Annotated in this window: 19 protein-coding genes; 7 read left to right on the forward strand and 12 right to left on the reverse strand. The window is 64.0% G+C overall.

Going from position 1 to position 19,855, the window contains the following annotated elements; translation table 11 throughout:
- Nucleotides 1-4 precede the first annotated feature (4 nt).
- The 5 genes from JWJ88_RS06710 to argH all read right to left on the reverse strand — a co-directional run bounded on the left by JWJ88_RS06710 (nucleotide 5) and on the right by argH (nucleotide 5,682).
- On the reverse strand, nucleotides 5-2,506 hold the full coding sequence (locus JWJ88_RS06710; protein WP_205293343.1) for a DUF4175 domain-containing protein: 2,502 nt from the start codon (nucleotides 2,504-2,506) through the stop codon (nucleotides 5-7).
- A 90-nt stretch (nucleotides 2,507-2,596) separates the two neighbouring features.
- Entirely contained in the window at nucleotides 2,597-3,862 is a 1,266-nt protein-coding gene (gene lysA / locus JWJ88_RS06715; RefSeq protein WP_205293344.1) for a diaminopimelate decarboxylase, read from the reverse strand.
- Nucleotides 3,862-4,137, reverse strand: coding sequence for a DUF2834 domain-containing protein (locus tag JWJ88_RS06720; RefSeq protein WP_205293345.1), 276 nt, complete (start codon nucleotides 4,135-4,137; stop codon nucleotides 3,862-3,864). The genes lysA and JWJ88_RS06720 overlap by 1 nt, the downstream gene beginning before the upstream one ends.
- A complete protein-coding gene (locus tag JWJ88_RS06725; RefSeq protein WP_205293346.1) occupies nucleotides 4,118-4,273 on the reverse strand; it encodes a hypothetical protein in 156 nt (51 codons plus the stop codon). Before JWJ88_RS06725 ends, JWJ88_RS06720 begins: the two co-directional genes overlap by 20 nt.
- Complete coding sequence (gene argH, locus JWJ88_RS06730) at nucleotides 4,270-5,682, reverse strand: argininosuccinate lyase (RefSeq protein WP_205293347.1); 1,413 nt, start codon at nucleotides 5,680-5,682, stop codon at nucleotides 4,270-4,272. Before argH ends, JWJ88_RS06725 begins: the two co-directional genes overlap by 4 nt.
- Before the next feature lie 22 nt (nucleotides 5,683-5,704).
- Between argH and JWJ88_RS06735 the strand changes: the two genes are divergently transcribed.
- The gene (locus tag JWJ88_RS06735) at nucleotides 5,705-6,259 is read left to right on the forward strand and encodes a TlpA family protein disulfide reductase (protein ID WP_205293348.1); all 555 of its coding nucleotides are present in this window, start codon (nucleotides 5,705-5,707) and stop codon (nucleotides 6,257-6,259) included.
- Here JWJ88_RS06735 and JWJ88_RS06740 read toward each other — a convergent pair.
- The gene (locus JWJ88_RS06740) at nucleotides 6,237-6,812 is read right to left on the reverse strand and encodes a DNA-3-methyladenine glycosylase I (RefSeq protein WP_205293349.1); all 576 of its coding nucleotides are present in this window, start codon (nucleotides 6,810-6,812) and stop codon (nucleotides 6,237-6,239) included. The genes JWJ88_RS06735 and JWJ88_RS06740 overlap by 23 nt on opposite strands.
- A gap of 101 nt (nucleotides 6,813-6,913) precedes the next feature.
- On the opposite strand from JWJ88_RS06740, the gene JWJ88_RS06745 reads away from it, so the two are divergent.
- The 3 genes from JWJ88_RS06745 (at nucleotide 6,914) to phbB (ending at nucleotide 9,967) form a co-directional block, all read left to right on the forward strand.
- Nucleotides 6,914-7,741, forward strand: a complete 828-nt coding sequence (locus JWJ88_RS06745; protein WP_205293350.1) for an EAL domain-containing protein — start codon at nucleotides 6,914-6,916, stop codon at nucleotides 7,739-7,741.
- A 240-nt stretch (nucleotides 7,742-7,981) separates the two neighbouring features.
- Nucleotides 7,982-9,157: an acetyl-CoA C-acetyltransferase gene (locus JWJ88_RS06750; RefSeq protein WP_205293351.1), complete on the forward strand. Its 1,176-nt coding sequence runs from the start codon at nucleotides 7,982-7,984 to the stop codon at nucleotides 9,155-9,157.
- 84 nt (nucleotides 9,158-9,241) lie between these two features.
- Nucleotides 9,242-9,967 carry a beta-ketoacyl-ACP reductase gene (gene phbB / locus JWJ88_RS06755; protein ID WP_205293352.1) on the forward strand — a complete coding sequence of 242 codons (726 nt, stop codon included), beginning with the start codon at nucleotides 9,242-9,244 and terminating at the stop codon, nucleotides 9,965-9,967.
- A 94-nt stretch (nucleotides 9,968-10,061) separates the two neighbouring features.
- Here phbB and JWJ88_RS06760 read toward each other — a convergent pair whose 3' ends face one another.
- Genes JWJ88_RS06760 through JWJ88_RS06770 form a run of 3 tightly spaced genes read right to left on the reverse strand, consistent with a single transcriptional unit; the run spans nucleotide 10,062 to nucleotide 11,248 of the window.
- Entirely contained in the window at nucleotides 10,062-10,226 is a 165-nt protein-coding gene (locus tag JWJ88_RS06760) for a YdcH family protein (protein WP_205293353.1), read from the reverse strand.
- Between the two features lie 58 nt (nucleotides 10,227-10,284).
- A complete protein-coding gene (locus JWJ88_RS06765) occupies nucleotides 10,285-11,043 on the reverse strand; it encodes a tRNA1(Val) (adenine(37)-N6)-methyltransferase (protein WP_205293354.1) in 759 nt (252 codons plus the stop codon).
- The gene (locus JWJ88_RS06770; protein WP_205295145.1) at nucleotides 11,036-11,248 is read right to left on the reverse strand and encodes a putative signal transducing protein; all 213 of its coding nucleotides are present in this window, start codon (nucleotides 11,246-11,248) and stop codon (nucleotides 11,036-11,038) included. The genes JWJ88_RS06765 and JWJ88_RS06770 overlap by 8 nt, the downstream gene beginning before the upstream one ends.
- 74 nt (nucleotides 11,249-11,322) lie before the next feature.
- Between JWJ88_RS06770 and JWJ88_RS06775 the strand changes: the two genes are divergently transcribed.
- Complete coding sequence (locus JWJ88_RS06775) at nucleotides 11,323-12,324, forward strand: polyprenyl synthetase family protein (protein ID WP_205293355.1); 1,002 nt, start codon at nucleotides 11,323-11,325, stop codon at nucleotides 12,322-12,324.
- 59 nt (nucleotides 12,325-12,383) lie between these two features.
- Here the strand turns inward: JWJ88_RS06775 and JWJ88_RS06780 are convergent, their stop codons facing one another.
- Nucleotides 12,384-13,829 (reverse strand): ammonium transporter, encoded by a 1,446-nt coding sequence (locus JWJ88_RS06780; protein ID WP_205295146.1) that lies wholly within the window; start codon nucleotides 13,827-13,829, stop codon nucleotides 12,384-12,386.
- Between the two features lie 259 nt (nucleotides 13,830-14,088).
- Here JWJ88_RS06780 and JWJ88_RS06785 point away from each other — a divergent pair, with 259 nt between their 5' ends.
- Nucleotides 14,089-16,425, forward strand: a complete 2,337-nt coding sequence (locus tag JWJ88_RS06785) for a transglycosylase domain-containing protein (protein WP_205293356.1) — start codon at nucleotides 14,089-14,091, stop codon at nucleotides 16,423-16,425.
- Nucleotides 16,426-16,477: 52 nt separating this feature from the next.
- On the opposite strand, the gene JWJ88_RS06790 is transcribed toward JWJ88_RS06785, so the two are convergent.
- The gene (locus tag JWJ88_RS06790) at nucleotides 16,478-17,074 is read right to left on the reverse strand and encodes an MlaC/ttg2D family ABC transporter substrate-binding protein (RefSeq protein WP_205295147.1); all 597 of its coding nucleotides are present in this window, start codon (nucleotides 17,072-17,074) and stop codon (nucleotides 16,478-16,480) included.
- Nucleotides 17,064-17,795, reverse strand: coding sequence for an MlaA family lipoprotein (locus JWJ88_RS06795; RefSeq protein WP_240200118.1), 732 nt, complete (start codon nucleotides 17,793-17,795; stop codon nucleotides 17,064-17,066). Before JWJ88_RS06795 ends, JWJ88_RS06790 begins: the two co-directional genes overlap by 11 nt.
- A gap of 156 nt (nucleotides 17,796-17,951) precedes the next feature.
- Here JWJ88_RS06795 and JWJ88_RS06800 point away from each other — a divergent pair, with 156 nt between their 5' ends.
- Entirely contained in the window at nucleotides 17,952-19,694 is a 1,743-nt protein-coding gene (locus tag JWJ88_RS06800; RefSeq protein ID WP_205293358.1) for a type I secretion system permease/ATPase, read from the forward strand.
- The last annotated feature ends 161 nt before the right edge of the window (nucleotides 19,695-19,855 follow it).

Here is a 19,855-nt window from a genome sequence, read left to right on the forward strand (position 1 = left end):
CTCGTCAGTTCTCCAGCAGACGGCCCAGATAGTCGCGCTCATCCCGCGGCCGCTCGCGTTCGCCGCTGCGACGGCGGATCTCGTCCTGCAACTCGCGAGCCTTGCGCGAGGGATCGCCCCCTTCGGCCAGAGGGTCGCCCGAGGTAATCGAGCCGCCGTCGCCCGACAGCGCCCGACCCAGCGGATCGGTCGGCGGCTGGTGACTATAGGGCTGGGCCAGTCCGCGCTGGCCGCGTGGATCGCCCGAAGGCCCCTCGGGCCCGTTTTCCTGCCCGCCCTGCTGCGGTTGTCCGTCCTGTCCCGGCTGCTGGTTCTGGGCCATCATGTCACCCAGCGCCCGCATCCCCTCGCGCATGGACTGAATGGCCTGAGCCTGACGCTCCAACGCGCCGGCGGCATCACCCTCGCGCAGCGCCTGCTCGGCCTCTTCCATGGCGCGGCCGGCGTCATCAAGCTGCCGACCGGCCTCGTTGCCCTGCGGCGTGCCACGACCGGGCAATAAGCCGCGCTGGCGGCCCAGATCCTCGCGCAGCCCGCGCTGACGGTCGGCAAGCTGCTGGTTGTCCTGGCTGCCTTGCCCCTCCTGGCCCTGCTGCCACTGGCCGTATTGGTCCTGCATCTGGCGCATCGCCTCGTCCGCCAGCTTTTGCTGTTCGCGCAACGTCTCGGCCAGCCGGTCGGATGGACGTTGGCGTCCACCCTCGCCCCCTTCGGATTGCGTCACCTGCATGTTCTGCATCATGCGGTTGAACTGCTCCAACAGTTCCTGCGCCTCCGCCATGCGGCCCTCGTTCATGAGGCGCTGGATTTCATCCATCATCTGCTGGATCTGGTCGCCGGTGATCTGCTGACGATCCTGCGGCGAGCGGTCGAAACGCTGCGCCGGATCCTGCCCTTGTTGCTGGGCAAGCATATCCAGATAGTCGTCAGTGGCCTGCTTCAACTCGTCCATCAGGCGCTGGATCTCATCCGGGCTTGCGCCGTTGCGGATCGCCTCGGACAGACGCTCTTGCGCCTGCTGCATGCGTTCCAACGCATCGGCAAGACCGCCGTCCTCCAGCGCCACGGCGGCATCCCACAGCACCTGTGCCAGCTTGTTGCGCGCCTCCTCGCTGAGGTTGCCGGATTCCAGCGTGCCGATGGCGCCCTGCAAACCCGTGTAAAGCGCCTCGTCCATCAAGCCCTCGGGCTGCCAGCTGGCAGCGCGCAACACCTGTGCGCTGCGGGCGGCATTCCCGCGTGACCACAGCAGGTCACGCCGCACCTCGATCAAGGCCGCCGCCAAGGGATCGAAAAAACGCCGCCCGGGCAACACCATGCGCATAGCGTGCGACACCCCCTGCTGCGCAATCCCATCCTCGACCTTCAGCGAGATGGTCACCGGCAGGTTGGCCCAGGGGTGGCGCGCCAGATCACCGACCAGCCGACCCCGGACCTCCTTGCGGCTGCCGGTGGCGGGCAAGGGCAGGTCCAGTTCGACCGGCTCGCGCGGCTCGGGCTCCATCGCCAGACCAAAGCGCCTGTCCACGGCGGCAAGGTCCAGATGGATGACCGCCTGCCCCGCTGCAATGCCATTATCGTCGCTGGCGGTGAATTCCTGCACCAGCCGGCCGTCGGCGCGGCGCTCGGGCGCCTTGCCGGGCGCCACCACTGGTTCCGCATCTGGCAGCACGGTCACGTCGAAACGTCGCCCCGCGACTTCGATCACCCCATCGCGTTCAGCCATGAACTCCGGGGCCGAAGGCTCCCCGCCCGCAACCGCAGCGCCGATGTCCTGCGAGATTGCAGCACCTTCGCCATAAAGCCTGAAACTCAGCTTCGACCCCTTGGGCAGTTCCAGCAACTGCCCCTCGGGCAAGGCGTTCAGATACAGCGTCGGGCGCCGCGTATAGGCGGGGGGCTCGGCCCAGCCCTCCCACGAAGGCCCCGCCTCGGCACCGGGACGCACCTCGGGCAAAGGCCGGAAGGTTGCGCCCAGGGCGGCGATCCCCTGCCCCAACTGTCCGGTCGGGGCAAAGACCAGCGCCATGACCAGCGCCACCATCCCAACCAACCGCAACGCGACCGGATCACGCCAGCGCAACCGGGCATCCGGGGCAATCGGACGCGCCGCAGCCGCAGCCGCCTGCATCCGCGCCAGATGCGCCCGCCACAGCGCCGTCGAGCCATCGTCCTCCGCGCCCACCGCGACCCGGTCGCGCAAGGCCGAAAGCGGTCGGCCCGGCAGGTTCATATCCACCCGCACCCGCGCAGCCTCGGCCAAGGGGCGCCGGAAACGCCGCAGGCCCCAGCCCAAAGCCAGAATGCCCCCCAGAAACACCGCAGCCATGATCCAGAACAACAGGCGCGAAGACAGCAGGTCGGTCACGCCAAAGGCCAACGCCGCCAACACCAGTGCCGACAAGACACCCAAAGGCCAGAACGCACCGGCCAAGGCCTCCCACCACATGCCGGCGCGGGTCAGGCCGATTGCCCAGCGGATCTTGCGCGGCTCAGGTTGCCCCATGACCCCGTCCCATCATTCTTCCGTGGTCAAATATCCCACGGGGGTCCGGGGGTGTGAAACCCCCGGCAACCACGCAGCGGGAAACGATACCTAAAGCCATTCGGGGATGGTATCGCGTCCCAGCATTTCCTCAAGCGTCGGTCTTGCCCGAATGACGGCGAATTGATCGCCGCTGACCAGAACCTCTGGCACCAGTGGCCGCGAGTTGTATTCCGAGGCCATCACCGCGCCATAGGCTCCCGCCGAACGCAGCGCGACCAGATCGCCCGATGCCAACTCCGGCAGATCCACCGCCTTCTGGAAGGTATCGCCCGTTTCACACACGGGGCCCACCACGTCGAACGGGGCAACTTCAGCGCCCGGCACGGCCTCGCGCACGGACACGATGTCGTGATGCGCGGAATACATCGCCGGCCGGATCAGGTCGTTCATCGCCGCATCGAGGATCAGGAAGTCGCGCCCCTCGCCCTGTTTCAGATAGACCACCGAGGCAAGCAGGATCCCGGCATTGCCAGCGATATTGCGGCCCGGTTCGATCTCGATCTCGCAGCCCAGATCCCCAACGGCCTCGCGGATCACATGCCCATATTCGATGGGCAAGGGCGGCGCATTGTTGTCGCGCCGATAAGGGATGCCCAAGCCCCCGCCCATGTCGAGCCGGGTAATGTCGTGTCCCTCGGCGCGCAGGGCCCGGGTCAGCCCGGCCATCTTGGCATAGGCTTGGCGATAGGGGTCCAGATCGGTCAACTGGCTGCCGATATGCATGTCGATGCCCACGACCTTGATACCGGGCAGGCGCGCTGCATGGGCATAGACCCCGCGCGCACGGGCGATGGGAATGCCGAACTTGTTTTCCGACTTGCCGGTCGCGATCTTCTCATGCGTCTTGGCATCCACGTCCGGATTCACCCGGACGGCGATCGGCGCCTCGACCCCCATGGAAGAGGCCACGCGCGACAAAAGCTCCAGCTCCGGCTCGGATTCGACGTTGAACTGGCGGATACCGCCTTCCAAAGCCATGCGCATCTCGGATTCAAGCTTGCCGACGCCCGAAAAGACGATGCGGCTTCCGGGTACGCCAGCCGCCTTGGCCCGGGCATACTCCCCACCCGAAACGATATCCATGCCGGCGCCCAGATCGCCCAGCAATTTCAACACCGCCAGATTCGAATTGGCCTTGACCGCAAAGCAGACCAGATGATCGGTCCATTCCAATGCCTGCTGGAACAGCTTGAAATGCCGGGTCAGCGTCGCGGTGGAATAGACATAGACCGGGGTTCCGACCTGGGCCGCAATGCGGGTCAGTGGCACGTCTTCGGCATGAAGCCAGCCGTCGACATAGTTGAAGTGATCCATCAGGTGATCCTGCGAGAGCGGATGAACAGATAAAGCGGCAGCGCGCAACCAAGCCCGAACGCCAGCGCCGGAAGCGTCAGAAGCGCCGCCCAGTTGCGGCGCAGCATGGTCTCGATCAGGCACCATAACGCCAGCGTGGCCTGCGCCACCAGATCGGATCCGCCGACGCCCTGCCAGAACGCCTCGCCCCGCCACAGCGCCACGATCAGGCCGGTCAGGGCAAGCAAGGCCCAGACCAGCCGCAGCGGTGTCAGTTCAGAGTTCAGTGACGACACCGACAACTGCCTCACCGCTGATATGCACCCCGGGTTTGCGGGCAGGTTCGGGACGGGTCGGCGCACCATCGACACCGCAAGCCGCAAGGCTGGTCAGGATCAGGGCGAATACGGCAAAGATCAAATGCTGCGTCATGCGGATTTTTCCTCCAGTTTTTCTTTCCAGCGCGCGATCTGGGCGCGGACTTGTGTCGGGGCGGTGCCGCCGTAGCTCAGGCGCGAGGCAACCGAGTTATGCACGCCAAGCACCGTATAGACATCGGCGGTAATCGCTGGGTTGACCGATTGCATCTGCTCCAGCGTCAGTTCCGGCAGATCGATGCCCGCCTTCTCGGCCATGGCGACCAGCGCGCCGGTGACATGATGGGCGTCGCGGAAGGGCAACCCGGCCTTTCGCACCAGCCAGTCCGCCAGATCGGTCGCGGTCGAAAAGCCCGAGCCCGCGGCCGCCTCAAGCCGGTCGCGGTTGGCGGACAGGTCCGACAGCATCCCGGTCATCGCAGCCAAAGCCAGCATCAGGTTGTCGGCGGCATCGAAGACCTGTTCCTTGTCCTCCTGCATGTCCTTGGAATAGGCCAAGGGCAGGCCCTTCATGACGACGAACAGCGCGACCGTGGCGCCCAGGATGCGGCCGATCTTGGCGCGGATCAGTTCGGCCGCGTCGGGGTTTTTCTTTTGCGGCATGATCGACGAGCCGGTCGAAAACCGGTCCGACATGGTGACGAAACGGAACTGGGCCGAGGACCAGATCACCAGTTCCTCTGCCAGTCGCGACAGATGAACGGCACAGATCGCGGCACTCGACAGGAACTCCAGCGCGAAATCCCGGTCGCTGACCGCATCAAGGCTATTGGCCATCGGCCGGTCGAAGCCCAACTCCCGGGCAGTCGCCTCGCGATCGATGGGAAACCCTGTGCCCGCCAGCGCCGCCGCCCCAAGGGGTGATTCGTTCATGCGCTTTCGCGCGTCCTGAAAACGCGACAGGTCGCGGCCGAACATCTCGACATAGGCCATCATGTGATGACCCCAGGTTACCGGTTGCGCGGTTTGCAGATGCGTAAAGCCCGGCATGACCCAGTCCGCACCCTTTTCTGCCTGCGACAAAGCGACGCGGATCAGCGCACCCAAACCCTCGATGGCGGCATCGCATTGGTCGCGCACCCACAGCCGGAAATCCGTCGCAACCTGATCGTTGCGCGAACGCGCCGTATGCAGCCTGCCGGCGGGTTCGCCGATGATCTCTTTCAGCCGCGATTCCACGTTCATATGGATGTCTTCCAGCGCGGTCGAAAAGGGAAAGCCGCCCTTTTCGATCTCTGACAAGACCGTGAGCAGCCCTTCCCCGATGGCCTCGGCATCGCTAGTGCTGATGATACCTTGTGCGGCAAGCATCGCCGCATGGGCGCGGCTGCCCCGGATGTCCTGGGCATAGAGCCGTTGGTCGAAGCCGATCGAGGCATTGATCGCCTCCATGATCGCGTCAGGGCCTGCGGCGAAACGTCCACCCCACATCTGGTTGGCGGTGCGGCTGGGCTGCTCGGTCATAACTTGTCCTTCGGGGGGTGGAATGCGTTGGTTGGTTCTTTATACGGCGCTGCTGATCGGTGCAAATGCGGGTTTCAACCCGGCATTTTCCGGTGAAATCGACTGGCAGGCCGCACACGACGGCGGGCTGGCCAAGCTGGCGCAGACGGAACCGACGCCTGTGCCCGCGACGACCTTCACCGATCCTGACGGCGGCACGCACAGCCTTGCCGACTGGAAAGGCAAGGTGGTGCTGCTGAATTTCTGGGCCACATGGTGCGCCCCCTGTCGCGAGGAAATGCCCTCGCTCGACGCGCTGCAGGCGGAAATGGGTGGCGAGGATTTCGAAGTTCTGGCCATTGCAGCCGGCCACAATCCGCCGCCCGCAGTAAAGAAATTCCTGGATGAAGAGGGCATTACCCACCTGCCGGTGCGGCTGGACCCGCGTCAGCAACTGGCGCGCGAAATGGGGGTGATGGGCATGCCGGTGACCATCCTGATCGACCGCGACGGCAATGAGATCGCGCGGCTGATCGGCGGCGCCGACTGGTCCTCGGACACCGCGAAAGAGTTGATCAGACAGGCGACAGCGCCTTGATGCGCGCGTGACATGGGCAATGGGTCATGTGGTCGTTGACCAGCCCGCAAGCCTGCATGAAGGCATAGATGATCACCGGACCGCAAAAGTTGAACCCCCGTTTTTTCAAGGCTTTGGCCATTGCCTCGGATTCAGCGGTCTGGGTCGGCACCTGGCTTGGGCCCGAAAACTCGTTCTGAATCGTCCGGCCGTCGACAAAGGACCAGATAAAGGGCGAAAAACCCTCGCTCCCCTCGATGTCCAGAAACAGCCGTGCTCCCTTGACCGTCGCCTCGATCTTGCCGCGATGGCGGATGATACCGGGGTTTTGCAGGGCACGCGCGATCTCATCCTCGCCCCAGCGGGCGACGCGTTCGGGATCGAAACCTTCGAAAACCTCGCGAAAGGCGTCGCGTTTGCGCAGGATGGTGATCCAACTTAGCCCAGCTTGAAAGCCGTCCAGCACCAGCTTTTCCCAAAGCGCGCGGGAATCACGCTCTGGCACGCCCCATTCGTCGTCGTGATAGGCGACATAAAGCGGGTCGGAACCGCACCAGCCGCAGCGTTCGGTCATATTGGGCAAGGATCCATTAACCTCGAGTCGGGAAATCCTTCGCAGTTTACGCGATCTTAGGACCTGATCGCCAGAGTGCCCCCAATGACAGGAGGCTTGGCATGACCGACAATATTGATTCACAACCGGAAATGGGCTCTCCGCTGGATTTCGCCATGGATCAGCAGTCGCGAATGACCATGGCGACGGTGCGGCGCGCGGTGTCGCGCGGCGATGCGATTCTGGCCTATCAACCGGCGGTGCAGGCTGACCGCCCCGCACATGTGGCCTTTTACGAAGGGCTGATCCGAATCATCGACGAAACGGGGCGTATCGTGCCGCTACGCGATTTCCTGCCGCTTGCCGAGACGACAGAGCTGGGACGCCAGATCGACTGCCTTTCCCTGTCACTGGGCCTGAAAACACTGGCCGAGGAACCCTCGCTTCGGATTTCAGTCAACATGTCGGCGCGCTCGATCGGTTATCCGGCGTGGCTGCGCACATTGCACGATGGTATTGCCGGGGACGACAGTATTGGCGAACGGCTGATCCTTGAAATCACCGAAAGCTCTGCGATGGGCCTGCCCGAACTGGTGGGGCATTTCATGCAGGAATTGCAGGGCCGGGGTGTCAGCTTTGCGCTGGATGATTTCGGCGCGGGCTATACCTCTTTCCGTTATCTGCGCGACTTCTGCTTTGACATGATCAAGATCGACGGTCAGTTCATCCGTGAAATCGCCTTGCAGCGCGACAATCAGGTGCTGACGCGGGCGTTGCAATCCATCGCGCATCATTTCGACATGTTCACCGTCGCGGAATCGGTCGAGACGGCAGAGGACGCTGCCTTTCTGATCGACATGGGAATCGACTGCCTGCAGGGTTATTATTTCGGGGCGCCGACCATCGTGCCGCCGTGGAAATCGCCGGGCTCGACCGTCAGGCGCAACTGAACCGGTTCGCCCGAAGGCCGCATCTTGCCGGGATCTGCGCAGCATCATTTGAACCGCCTCGCGCAGCGCCTCAGCCAACCACGGTTCGCCGGGACAAGCCCGCCCGGGCGAGTCCACAAAGCCCTGCCACCCGCCTTCCTGCGTGACGCACCGCCGCCAAGTCCGCTTGACCTCGGGGAACGAAACAGCAAACAGTTCCCCTGTAACCGATATTCTCGGACATCTGGGAAGGAGCCCGTCATGACCAAAGCCGTAATCGTTTCTGCCGCACGCACACCCGTCGGCAGTTTTCTGGGGTCCTATGCGAACCTGCCAGCGCATGAACTTGGCGCCATCGTCCTGAAAGCCATCGTCGAGCGCGCCGGCATCGATCCTTCCGAAATCTCCGAAACCATCCTAGGCCAGGTATTGACAGCCGCTCAGGGCCAGAACCCCGGCCGGCAGGCGCATATCAAAGCCGGATATCCGCGGGAATCGGCGGCCTGGATCATCAATCAGGTCTGCGGCTCTGGCCTGCGCTCGGTCGCGCTGGCGGCGCAGCAGGTGCTTTTGGGCGACGCCACTGTGGTCGCCGCGGGTGGTCAGGAATCCATGTCGCTGTCTCCCCATGCCGCTTTTATCCGCAGCGGGCAGAAAATGGGCGACATGAAAATGCTCGACACCATGATCCGCGATGGACTTTGGGATGCCTTCCACGATTACCACATGGGCCAGACCGCCGAGAACGTCGCCGCGAAATGGGAAATTTCCCGGGCCGAACAGGATGAGTTCGCCGTCGCCTCGCAAAACAAGGCCGAGGAGGCGCAGAAAGCCGGGCGCTTCGCCGACGAAATCGTTCCGGTCACCATCAAGACCCGCAAGGGCGATACCGTGGTCGACGCCGACGAATACATCCGCCACGGCGCCACGCTGGAGGCGATGGCAAAGCTGCGGCCCGCATTCGCCAAAGAAGGCAGCGTGACCGCCGGCAACGCATCGGGCCTGAACGACGGTGCCGCAGCCGTGCTGGTGATGACCGAGGACGAGGCCGCGCGGCGCGGCCTGACCCCGCTGGCCCGGATCGCCTCTTACGCGACCGCAGGCGTCGATCCGCAGATCATGGGCACCGGCCCGATCCCTGCCAGCCGCAAGGCGTTGGAAAAGGCCGGTTGGACGGTGGGTGATCTGGACCTGGTCGAAGCCAACGAAGCCTTTGCGGCACAGGCCATCGCCGTCAATCGCGACATGGGCTGGGACCCTTCGATCGTCAATGTGAATGGCGGCGCCATCGCCATCGGCCACCCGATCGGGGCATCGGGCTGCCGCATCCTGAACACGCTGCTGTTCGAAATGCAGCGCCGCGACGCGAAAAAGGGCCTTGCCACGCTGTGCATCGGCGGCGGCATGGGTGTTGCCCTGTGTCTTGAACGCCCCTGACTAAAATGCGCGCGCAACTATCTTGCGCCCGCTACCTCTGTTCGGTAACACTATTTCACAACCATTTTTGAAGGGGGACGGAAAATGGCAAAAGTGGCTCTTGTGACCGGCGGCTCGCGCGGCATCGGCGCAGCGATCTCAAAAGCACTGCAGGCGGCCGGTTATACCGTCGCGGCGAATTATGCCGGCAATGACGACGCCGCGCGCGCCTTTACCGAAGAAACCGGCATCAAGACCTACAAGTGGTCGGTGGCGGATTACGACGCCTGCGCGGCAGGCATCAAGCAGGTCGAGGACGAGCTTGGCCCAATCGCGGTGCTGGTCAACAACGCCGGTATCACGCGCGATTCGATGTTCCACAAGATGACCCCGCAGCAGTGGAAAGAGGTGATCGACACCAACCTGACGGGCCTGTTCAACATGACCCATCCGGTCTGGTCGGGGATGCGCGACCGCAAGTATGGCCGTATCGTCAACATCAGCTCGATCAACGGGCAAAAGGGCCAGGCGGGTCAGGCGAACTATTCCGCGGCCAAGGCGGGCGATCTGGGCTTTACCAAGGCGCTGGCCCAGGAAGGCGCCCGCGCCGGTATCACCGTAAACGCCATCTGCCCCGGCTATATCGGTACCGAAATGGTCCGCGCCATCGACGAAAAAGTGCTGAATGAACGCATCATCCCGCAGATCCCCGTTGGACGCCTTGGCGAGCCCGAAGAGATCGCGCGCTGCGTGGTCTTCCTAGCTTCCGAGGATGCCGGCTTCATCACCGGTTCGACCATCAGCGCCAATGGCGGCCAGTTCTTCGTCTAAGGCGATACCCTGACAGACAACGGCCCGCGATATTTCGCGGGCCGTTTCTGATTGGTCGGCTTGTTGGGCGGGACCAGCCCGCCCATGCCGCAGATCAATGCGACAAGCGTGTGATCTCTTCCTTGAGGCGAAGTTTTTCCTTCTTCATCTGGGCGATGGCAAGGTCATCCATGCCGGGGCTGCGGTGCGCGGCCTCGATGGCGTTCGAAAGCGACAGATGTTTGCGGCGGAGCTCCTGCACATGGGATTCAACCGACATTACGTCCTCCTCTTGGATTGATCGAACCAAGGGATTGCAGCACAGAATCGTCACATTGTCACCGAAAATTCGGGCTTCCGAGCGAAAGTGCCGCACCCCCGCGCAAAACCGCCTGTGCGGCCTTCGTCAGGTCCTCCTGATCGGCGGAATGTGACGGTTTGGCATGCATGACAAAGGGGGAAAGCAGCCGCAGCGGCGCCCGCGCGCCCTTGCGGGCCAGGACGATGACACGCCCCGCCTCGCGCCCCTCGCGGGCGGCAATCGGCAGGATGGTGATCGCCCCTGCCGAGGCAGAAAGCGCCACCAGAATATCCGCCAGACGGTCGGCGCGCTGGATCAGCGTCATCCAGCCGCCCGGCCGCAGGCGGCGCAGCCCGGACGCGATCCACATCGGCAACGGCGTCGCCTCATGCCGGGCACGGCCGCGACCGGAATCGGGCGCCGGCATGCCTTGGGTGAAATAAGGCGGGTTGGCAATGACATGGTCGAAACTCTGCCCCCGCAACGCATCCGGCATCCGCGCCAGATCGCCCTGATACAACTCGGCGGGGATTGCGTTGGCGGCGGCATTGCGCTGCGCAAGCTGGGCATAGGTTGGCTGCAATTCCAGCCCGGTCAGCCGGACGCCCGGCACGCGCGCGCCCAGACAAAGCAGCGCCACCCCTGCCCCGCACCCCAGTTCCAGCACAGTGTCGCCGTCGCACGCCGGGCAGGCGGCTGCCAGCATCACCGCATCGGCGCCGGCGCGATAGCCGCGCATGGGCTGCAAAATCCGCAGCCGACCCCCGAGGAAAGCGTCCTCGCGCAACTCAGTCATGATGGATGCGATTATCCCGCAAAATGGCACGCGCCATGAAAAGGTCGCGATCCGCTACCATAAGCCGTCGCGGCAGAATACCCAATGAACCTTCGAGAACGCTCATGTGCTGGTCCAGCGGAAAAGATTGGATCCCCTCGGCCGCAAGCAGGTCGGTCGCGCGGGTGATGGTAAGCGGATCGGTGGTGCGAAGAAGCTCTTTCATGACTTGCGAAAGTACGCGGCTGTTGCGCATGTGTCCATGGCATGGCAATGGCTTGCGGCGAAAGGGGATCGGTGATGGGCATGAACGAAAACGTCTCCAAGCCACTCGACCGGCTGGCGGCCGAACTTGATGGGGATATGGACCGGGTCAATACGTTGATCCAACAGCGTATGGCCAGCCGCCACGCCCCACGCATTCCCGAAGTCACAGCGCATCTGGTCGAGGCGGGCGGCAAGCGTCTGCGGCCCATGCTGGTGTTGGCCGCCGCACGGCTTTGCGGCTATGCGGGCGAAAGCCATGTGCTGCTGGCGGCCGCCGTCGAGTTCATCCATACGGCCACGCTGTTGCATGACGACGTGGTCGATGAAAGCCAGCAACGGCGCGGCCGTCCGACAGCCAACCTGCTGTGGGACAACAAGTCCAGCGTTCTGGTCGGCGATTATCTGTTCGCCCGCAGCTTCCAGTTGATGGCGGACACGGAAAGCATGCAGGTCATGCGCATCCTGGCCAATGCCAGCGCCACGATTGCCGAGGGCGAGGTTCTGCAACTGACCGCGGCCCAGGACATCTCGACCACCGAGGACACCTATATCCAGATCGTGCGAGGCAAGACGGCGGCGCTGTTTTCTGCCGCGACCGAGGCGGGCGCGGTGGTTGCCGGTGCCGATACGGCCGTGCAACAGGCGTTGTTCGACTATGGCGACGCCTTGGGGATCGCCTTCCAGATCGTCGACGACCTGTTGGATTACGGCGGCTCGACCACCACCATCGGCAAGAATGTGGGCGACGATTTCCGCGAGCGCAAGCTGACGCTGCCGGTCATCAAAGCCATCGCCCGCGCCGACGCCGAAGAGAGCGATTTCTGGGAACGCACCATCGCTCAGGGCCAGCAACAGGACACCGACCTTGCCACCGCGCTGGAGATCCTGCACCGGCGCGAGGCCCTGGACGCCGCCCGCGCTGACGCAATCGCCTGGGCCGAGCGTGCCAAGTCGGCACTGTCGGCCACGCCCGACCGGCCTTTGCGCCGGATTCTGGCGGATCTGGCAGATTTCGTCGTCTCTCGCCTGTCCTGATCGCATAACGAAAAAGCCCGGCGCTGTGCCGGGCTTTTCCTTTTGCCTGAAACTCTGTCCTAGCTGTTATAGGCATTCTCGCCGTGGGTGGTGATGTCCAGACCCTGCCGCTCGTTATTACCCGCAACGCGCAGCCCGATCACCGCCTTGACGATCATCAGCGCGATGAACGAAACCACAGCCGACCAGACCACCGCCACGGCCACGCCCAGCACCTGGGTCATCACCTGACCGGCCATGTCATAGCCGGCCACGACCGACTCGGTCGCATAGTCGTAGAGGCCCGAACCGCCCAGCGACGGCGCCGCGAATACCCCGGTCAGAATGGCCCCGACGATGCCTCCGATCCCATGGATGCCGAACACGTCTAGGCTTTCGTCCACACCCAGCCGGACCTTCATGCTGATGACGAACCACATGCACAGGAAACCGGCGGCAAGACCGATCACGATGGCGCCCATCGGGCCCACGAAACCGGCAGCCGGAGTAATGCCGACAAGACCGGCAATCGCCCCCGAGATACCGCCCAGCAGCGAGGGATGACCCCGGAACAACCATTCGCCAAAAGCCCATGCCAGTGCGGCGGCGGAGGTGGCCACGGTAGTGTTCAGGATCGCCATGGCGGCGGTGCCGGTGGCCTCCATGTTCGAGCCGGCGTTGAAACCGAACCAGCCGATCCACAGCAGGCAGCCACCCAGGAAGGTAAAGGGCAGATTATGCGGTGCCATCAGCTCTTTGCCATAGCCAAGACGCGGACCGACGACCAGCGCGGCGACCAGACCGGCGATACCCGCGTTGATGTGGATGACCGTACCGCCGGCAAAGTCCAGAGCGCCATGGCCGAACAGAAAGCCGCCGGGCGCGTCATAGGCACTGGGACCGCCCCACCACCAGACCATATGCGCCATCGGCAGGTAAGAGAAAAAGAACCAGATCACCACAAAGAGCAGGACGGCCGAATATTTCATCCGCTCGACCGTAGCGCCGACGATCAGCGCCGGAGCGATGCAGGCGAAGGCCATCTGAAAGATGATAAAGGCATATTCGGGCACATAGACATTGGTCGTGAACGTCTCGGCCAGCGACGAGGTGTCCACCCCCGCCAGAAACGCCTTGGAAAAACCACCGATAAGCGGGGTAAGCCAGGTTGCCTCATCAGCCGAGCCGGCACCGGTGAAGGCAAGCGAATAGCCAAAGCAGACCCACAGGATCGACATGATGCAGAAGATGGAAAGGACCTGCATCAGCACCGAAAGCATGTTTTTGGCGCGGACAAGGCCGCCATAGAACAGCGCCAGTCCCGGGATGGTCATGGCCATGACCAGTATGGCCGAAATCATCATCCAGGTCGTGTCACCCTTGTCCACGATGGGCGCGACGGTTTCGACGATGGCTTCGACCGCGGCCCCGGGGGTCTCGGCATCCTGCGCAAGGGCCGGCACCGCCAGCCCGACAAGCGGGAGGGCGAAAGCCGGGATCATGGGTTTGATCGCGGTAGGTCTCATCATGTTTCCTGCACCTTCTTTCTGCGTTGCAGCAGTTCCATGTCCCGCTCAGAAAACCCGCCGTTCTCTGCCCGGCACAAGGTTTGTGCAGCTTTCGGCCAAGCCCACCCGTTGTCTGCCCGAAATAACGGCAAAGATGCCGGGTTTTGCGCCCTGTTGGGGCAGTTCACTGATAGGTCATCTCGGTTCTCAAGCCCGGGGCTTTGATGTATGTTGCGCGCCAAAGGGCCGGAGCACTCGGCCGGGCAGGAAAGCAGGCATGAAGAAACCGACCGGCACAGGCCGCATTGTCGCAGACAAGCGCAATTTCGACCAAGCCCCTCAGAAAAAGCAAAAACAATCCGGCACCCCGCCGCGCAAACCGGCAAAACGGCCCCGTCGCGGCAATGTCGTCACGCGGGGAATCGCCGGAATGGTCCTGCTGGCCTGGCGGGTAACTTGGGGCGCCTTCTGGCGGCTTGGGCTGACGGTGGCCCTGATTCTGTTTGCAGCCACCTTTTATTACTACACGACGCTGCCTGAACCTGCGGCGCTGTTCGACGGCCGTGCCCGCGGTTCGGTCACCATGCTGGATGCCGAGGACAGGGTTTTCGCCTGGCGTGGCGAAACTTTCGGCATGGTCAGCGCCGACAAGATCGCGCCTGTATTGAAAGACGCGGTGGTCGCGACCGAGGACAAGCGATTCTATCGCCATCTGGGGGTGGACCCTCAGGGCATCGCCAGCGCCATCAAGATCAACATGGCCGCAGGTCGCGGCCCGCTGGAGGGCAACGGCGGCTCGACCATCACCCAGCAGGTGGCGAAACTGCTGTGTCTGGGCGAGACCTTCGACCCGATCCGCTGGAAATCCGAGGCCGAGTTCGAGGCGGAATGCCGCGAGTCCTCGATTTGGCGCAAGGTCAAGGAAGTGCCCTATTCGCTGGCGATGGAAGCGAAATACTCCAAACAGGACGTGCTGAACATCTACATGAACCGCTCCTATCTGGGCGCAGGTGCGCGTGGGTTCGAGGCCGCGTCGCAGCGTTACTTCGATAAATCGGCGGCCGATGTGGACGCTGCCGAAGCCGCCATGCTGGCCGGGTTGCTCAAGGCGCCCAGCTATTTCGCCCCGACCTCGAACCTGCAGCGCGCACAGGACCGCGCCTCGGTTATCCTGAGGCTGATGCATGAGCAGGGCTATCTGGACGACAAGCAATTTGCCGAGGCCAAGGAACATCCCGCAGCACTGTCCAAGGCGGCTGCGGCGCGGGCCGGCGGCTATTTCGCCGATTGGGTGATGGAATCCGGCCCCGGTTTCCTGACCAGCGAAACGACCGAGGACGTCACCATCAAGACGACCTTCGACCAGCGCGTCCAGCGCGCCGCCGAACGGGCGCTGAAGCGGATATTCGACGAAAAGGTCGCCCCCGGCTCCAAGGCGCAGGCGGCGGTGGTCATCATGTCGCCGGACGGCGCGGTGCGCGCGATGATCGGCGGGCGCGACAATACCGCGACCGGCACCTTCAACCGCGCGACGCAGGCCAAGCGGCAGCCCGGTTCCAGCTTCAAGCCTTTCGTCTATGCCGCCGCACTGGATCAGGGCTACAGCCCGAACGACATGATCCTGGATGCGCCGCTGACGATCAATGTGCGCGGCTCTGGCCCTTGGTCGCCGCAAAACTATACCCGCCGCTACTCGGGCGAGGTCACATTGACCCGGGCGCTCACGCAATCGCTGAACACCGCCACGATCCGCCTGCAAGAGATCGCCGGACGCGATGCCGTGCGTCGCGTGGCGCAGGACTTCGGCTTTGCCAGCAATCTGGCCACGGGTCCCTCGCTGGGTCTGGGGGTGTCGGAATCGACGCTGCTGGCCATGACCGGCGCCTATGCCGGCATCCGCAACGGCGGCACCGCCGTCAGCCCCTATGGTCTGGTCGAATTGCGCATCAAAGGCGACGATCAGGCGCTGATCGGTCAGGCTGGCGGCATGGGCCAGCGTGTCATCTCGCAAAAGGCGGCCCGGGAATTGATCGGCATGATGGAGCAGGTGATCGAGCGCGGCACCGGCTCTCGTGCAAAACTGCCGGGCCGTCCGGCAGCGGGCAAGACCGGCACCACCTCCAGCTATCGCGATGCGTGGTTCATCGGCTTTACCGGCCAATATGTCACCGGCGTCTGGATGGGCTATGATGACAACACCCCACTGAAGGGCGTGACCGGCGGCGGGCTGCCGGCCGAAATCTGGCAGGCGGTCATGGCCGAAATCCACGAGGGCCTGCCAGTTGAATCGCTGGGTAGTTTCGCCTTTGATCCCGACAGCGCCGTGCCGCAGGTGGTCAGCTCTGGCGGCGAAGGCGCAGCCGATCCGCTGGCCGCGGCATTGTCCGAGGCGCTTGGCCAGCCCGCGCCCCAACAGGGTCAGGCGCAACCGGTCGAAGGCGGGCGCACCCTGCCCGATCCCGGCGTTCAGACCCCCGGAGGCCCGCCCACCTTCCCGGCCGAGACCATCACCAGCGGTCCCGAGGCCGAGATGCCGCCACCCGGTGCCGATGGCGGGACCGAAGATGCGCTGACCCAGGCGCTGCGCGGCATCCAGGGGGTCTATCAGGAATGACAAAGGCCGGTCTCGCGGGACCGGCCTTTCCTTATCTGCTGCGGGGGGCGGTTCAGCCGGCCTGTTGCAGATCGGCCGTCAGCGCCGTCAGATCGCCCTTGCGGCGCGCCAGCATCGCCCCAATCTCGGCCCGCTCCGAGGCAAGCATGTTCACCCCCTCGATAATGATGTTGAAATAGCGACTTTTCCCGGATTTGTCCGAGACGTGCCATTCCACCTCCATCGGGCTGCGCCCCTTGAGACGCGCGACCGAGGTTACGGCAAAGAAGGATTTCACCGGCTTGGCACCCGTCACCTCGATCTTCGAGCCGATGAATTCATGGAAACGCTTGCCGTATTTGCGCCCGATATAGCCTTGGAACGCCTGCCGGTAGGCGGCGAATTCCGCCGCCCCTGCCTGACGCGCCGCCGGACCCAACGCCGAGCGCGCGATGATGTCCACGTCGGCATAGCGGGCAAAGATCGCCTCGAAGGCGCGATACATCTGCGCAGGCGGCTGGCCGGAATTGATCACGGCATAGACTTCGGTCAGCGAGGTTTCGATCAGCGCCCGCGCCTCATTGGTGTCCAGCGCCCAGGCGGGCCGGGCGGCGACGGCAATGCCGGCTCCAATCAGGCCCAGAAATCCGCGGCGCGTCTCATTCGGCATAAGGGTCAATATGCTCTCCTTCTTCGCCAAGTTCGTGGCGGCGATGCTGCAGCCAGATCAGCCGCGTCTGGGCATAACTATCGGCACTTTCGTGCAGGATGGAATCGACAGAATCGCCAAAACGCCCCCGTTCACCGGCTTTTGAGGCCACGCGCGCGCCCATTCCGATCAGATATTGATCCCGGTTCAGCCAACTCCGCATCGGATCGATCACCAGATCGACAACGCGCCCCACCGCATCACGCTCGGTCGAGGGGCCGATCAGCGGCAGTTCCAGATAGGCGCCCTCGCCCACGCCCCAGACGGCAAGCGTCTGCCCGAAATCCGTATCCTCCTCGGGCAAGGCGAAACCTTCGGTGGCCGGATCCAGAAAACCCGCCAGCCCGACCGTCGTGTTCACCAGAAAGCGCAAGGTCGTGCGCGCGGCCGGACCCGGCTGGCCTTGCAAAAGATGGTTCGCCGCCTTGCCGGGCTGCGCAAGGTTCGAGCCGAAATTGCCAACCGCCGCAATGGCATGACTGCCAAAGCCGTCCCCGCCGCCAGACGACATGCCCGCCCCCAGCGGCTTGACCACATGCGCATCCAACCCTCGATTGAAGGCATGGGCTTTGCGGTTCATCGGCTCATAGGGGTCGTTGATACCATCCTCGCCATGCCCCGCCGCGCAGGCCGCCAGCAACATGGTCGCGAAAAGAAGGGTGGAAAAATTCCTCGCGGGCAAGCTTCTGATAACCTTCTATAGCTAAGTCTGTCGAACCGGCAGGGATTCGCCCAAGCAGCGGAAAATGGCGACCGCACTGTTGCGACGCTGTGCTTTGGGATATGCGCTGGGACGATTCCGGGCAAGCCCGGTCAGGTTGACGAGGAAGGAACCGGCATGGGCTTGCCGCCGATGCGACATGACGGCCAACGCGAACTGCAATCCGCGCGCGGCAGGGCGTGGCAGCTTTATGCCGCGGTCGGCCTGTTCTCTTTCGCAGTGAACCTGCTGATGCTGACCGGACCACTGTTCATGATGCAGGTTTATGACCGGGTCCTGTCCAGCCGCTCGGTCGAGACGCTGACGGCGCTGTTTCTGCTGGTGGTGTTCCTGTTCGCACTGATGGGGGTGATCGATCTGGCGCGCAACCGCGTCATGGCCCGAATCGCCGCCCGTTTCCAGGAACGGATGGAGGGGCGGGTGTTCACCGCCGCGCTGCAGGACGGACAGGCCGCAGGTTCGGACCTTGTGGCACGCGGCGGCATGCGCGATCTGGAGGCGGTGCAGCGGCTGATCGCCTCACCCGTCCTCATGGCACTGTTCGACCTGCCATGGGCGCCGTTCTTTCTGGCCGCAGTGTTCATCTTCCACCCGATTTTGGGGGCAGTGGCCCTCGCGGGAATGCTGGTTCTGGTGGCAGCAACGCTATTGAGCCAATGGCTTAGCCGCGAAACCCTGCAACGGGCCTCCATCGCCGGTCAGTCGGCCGAGCGCATGTCCGACCTCTACCGCGACGAGGGCGAAGTGATCGGTTCGCTTGGTATGCGGGCCTCGGCCTTTCGACGCTGGCAAGCGGCCCGAGATACGGCATCCGAGGCGACGGTGCGCGCCAGTGACCGCGCGACCGGCTTTACGGTATTTTCCCGCACCTTCCGGCTGTTCCTGCAAAGCGCACTTCTGGCTGCCGGCGCGTGGCTGGTGCTGCGACAAGAAGTGACGCCGGGCGCCATGATCGCCTCATCGATCCTGATGGGACGGGCGTTGGCCCCGGTCGAACAGGTCGTGGGGGGTTGGGCCGTCGTTCAACGCGCGCAGGACGGGTGGAAAAGGCTTTCCGAGTTGCTGTCGCGACGCCCGCCTGTGCAGCAGCGCACCCCGCTTCCCCGCCCCGAGGCCCAGCTTGAGGTGCGCAACCTGACCATCATACCCCCAAGCCAGCGGGCGGCAACGCTGCGCGGGGTCAGTTTCGATCTTGGCCCCGGTCAGGCGTTAGGGGTGATCGGCCCTTCGGGCGCCGGCAAGACCACACTGGCCCGAGCGCTGATCGGGGCATGGCCCATTGCCTCGGGTTCGATCCGGTTGGGCGGCGCGACGCTGGATCAATATGACCCGGACGTGTTTGGCGGGCTGATCGGATATCTGCCGCAGCAAGTCACGCTGTTCGACGGCACCATCGCCGAAAATATCGCCCGCCTCTTGCCCGAGCCCGATCCGCAACGCGTCGTCGCCGCCGCCATGGCCGCAGCCGCGCATCAGATGATCCTGGATCTGCCTCAGGGCTACGACACCCGCGTCAGCCAGACCGGCGGGCAGCTTTCGGGCGGCCAGATTCAACGCATCGGACTGGCGCGGGCGCTATACGCCGATCCGGTGATCTTCGTTCTCGACGAGCCCAACTCCAACCTCGACAACGAGGGCTCGACCGCATTGAACCTGGCGATCCGCAGCATCAAGGCGCGCGGCGGGGCTGTCATCATCATGGCCCATCGCCCCGCCGCCATCACCGAATGCGAGCTGCTGCTGGTGCTGGACATGGGCCAGCGGCGCGCATTTGGGCCACGCGACGACGTTTTGAAATCGCTGGTCAAGAACGCAGACCAGATTGCCCGTGCCCAGGGCCACGGCGGAGGCGTGACATGACCGAACCCACCCCGCTTGGCCGCGCACCGGTCGAAAAACTGCCCGCTGGTTCGGCAAAACGGTCGGCTGCATATAGTTCGCGCCGCACGCAGCAGTTGGCCGAGGTTTCTACGCCGTCCCCGCCCCTCCCGCCAAAACGGCCCGAATGGTCGGCACGCGGC

Origin of the sequence: Paracoccus methylovorus (assembly GCF_016919705.1) — a bacterium.
In the GTDB taxonomy this organism is placed as follows: Bacteria; Pseudomonadota; Alphaproteobacteria; order Rhodobacterales; family Rhodobacteraceae; genus Paracoccus; species Paracoccus methylovorus.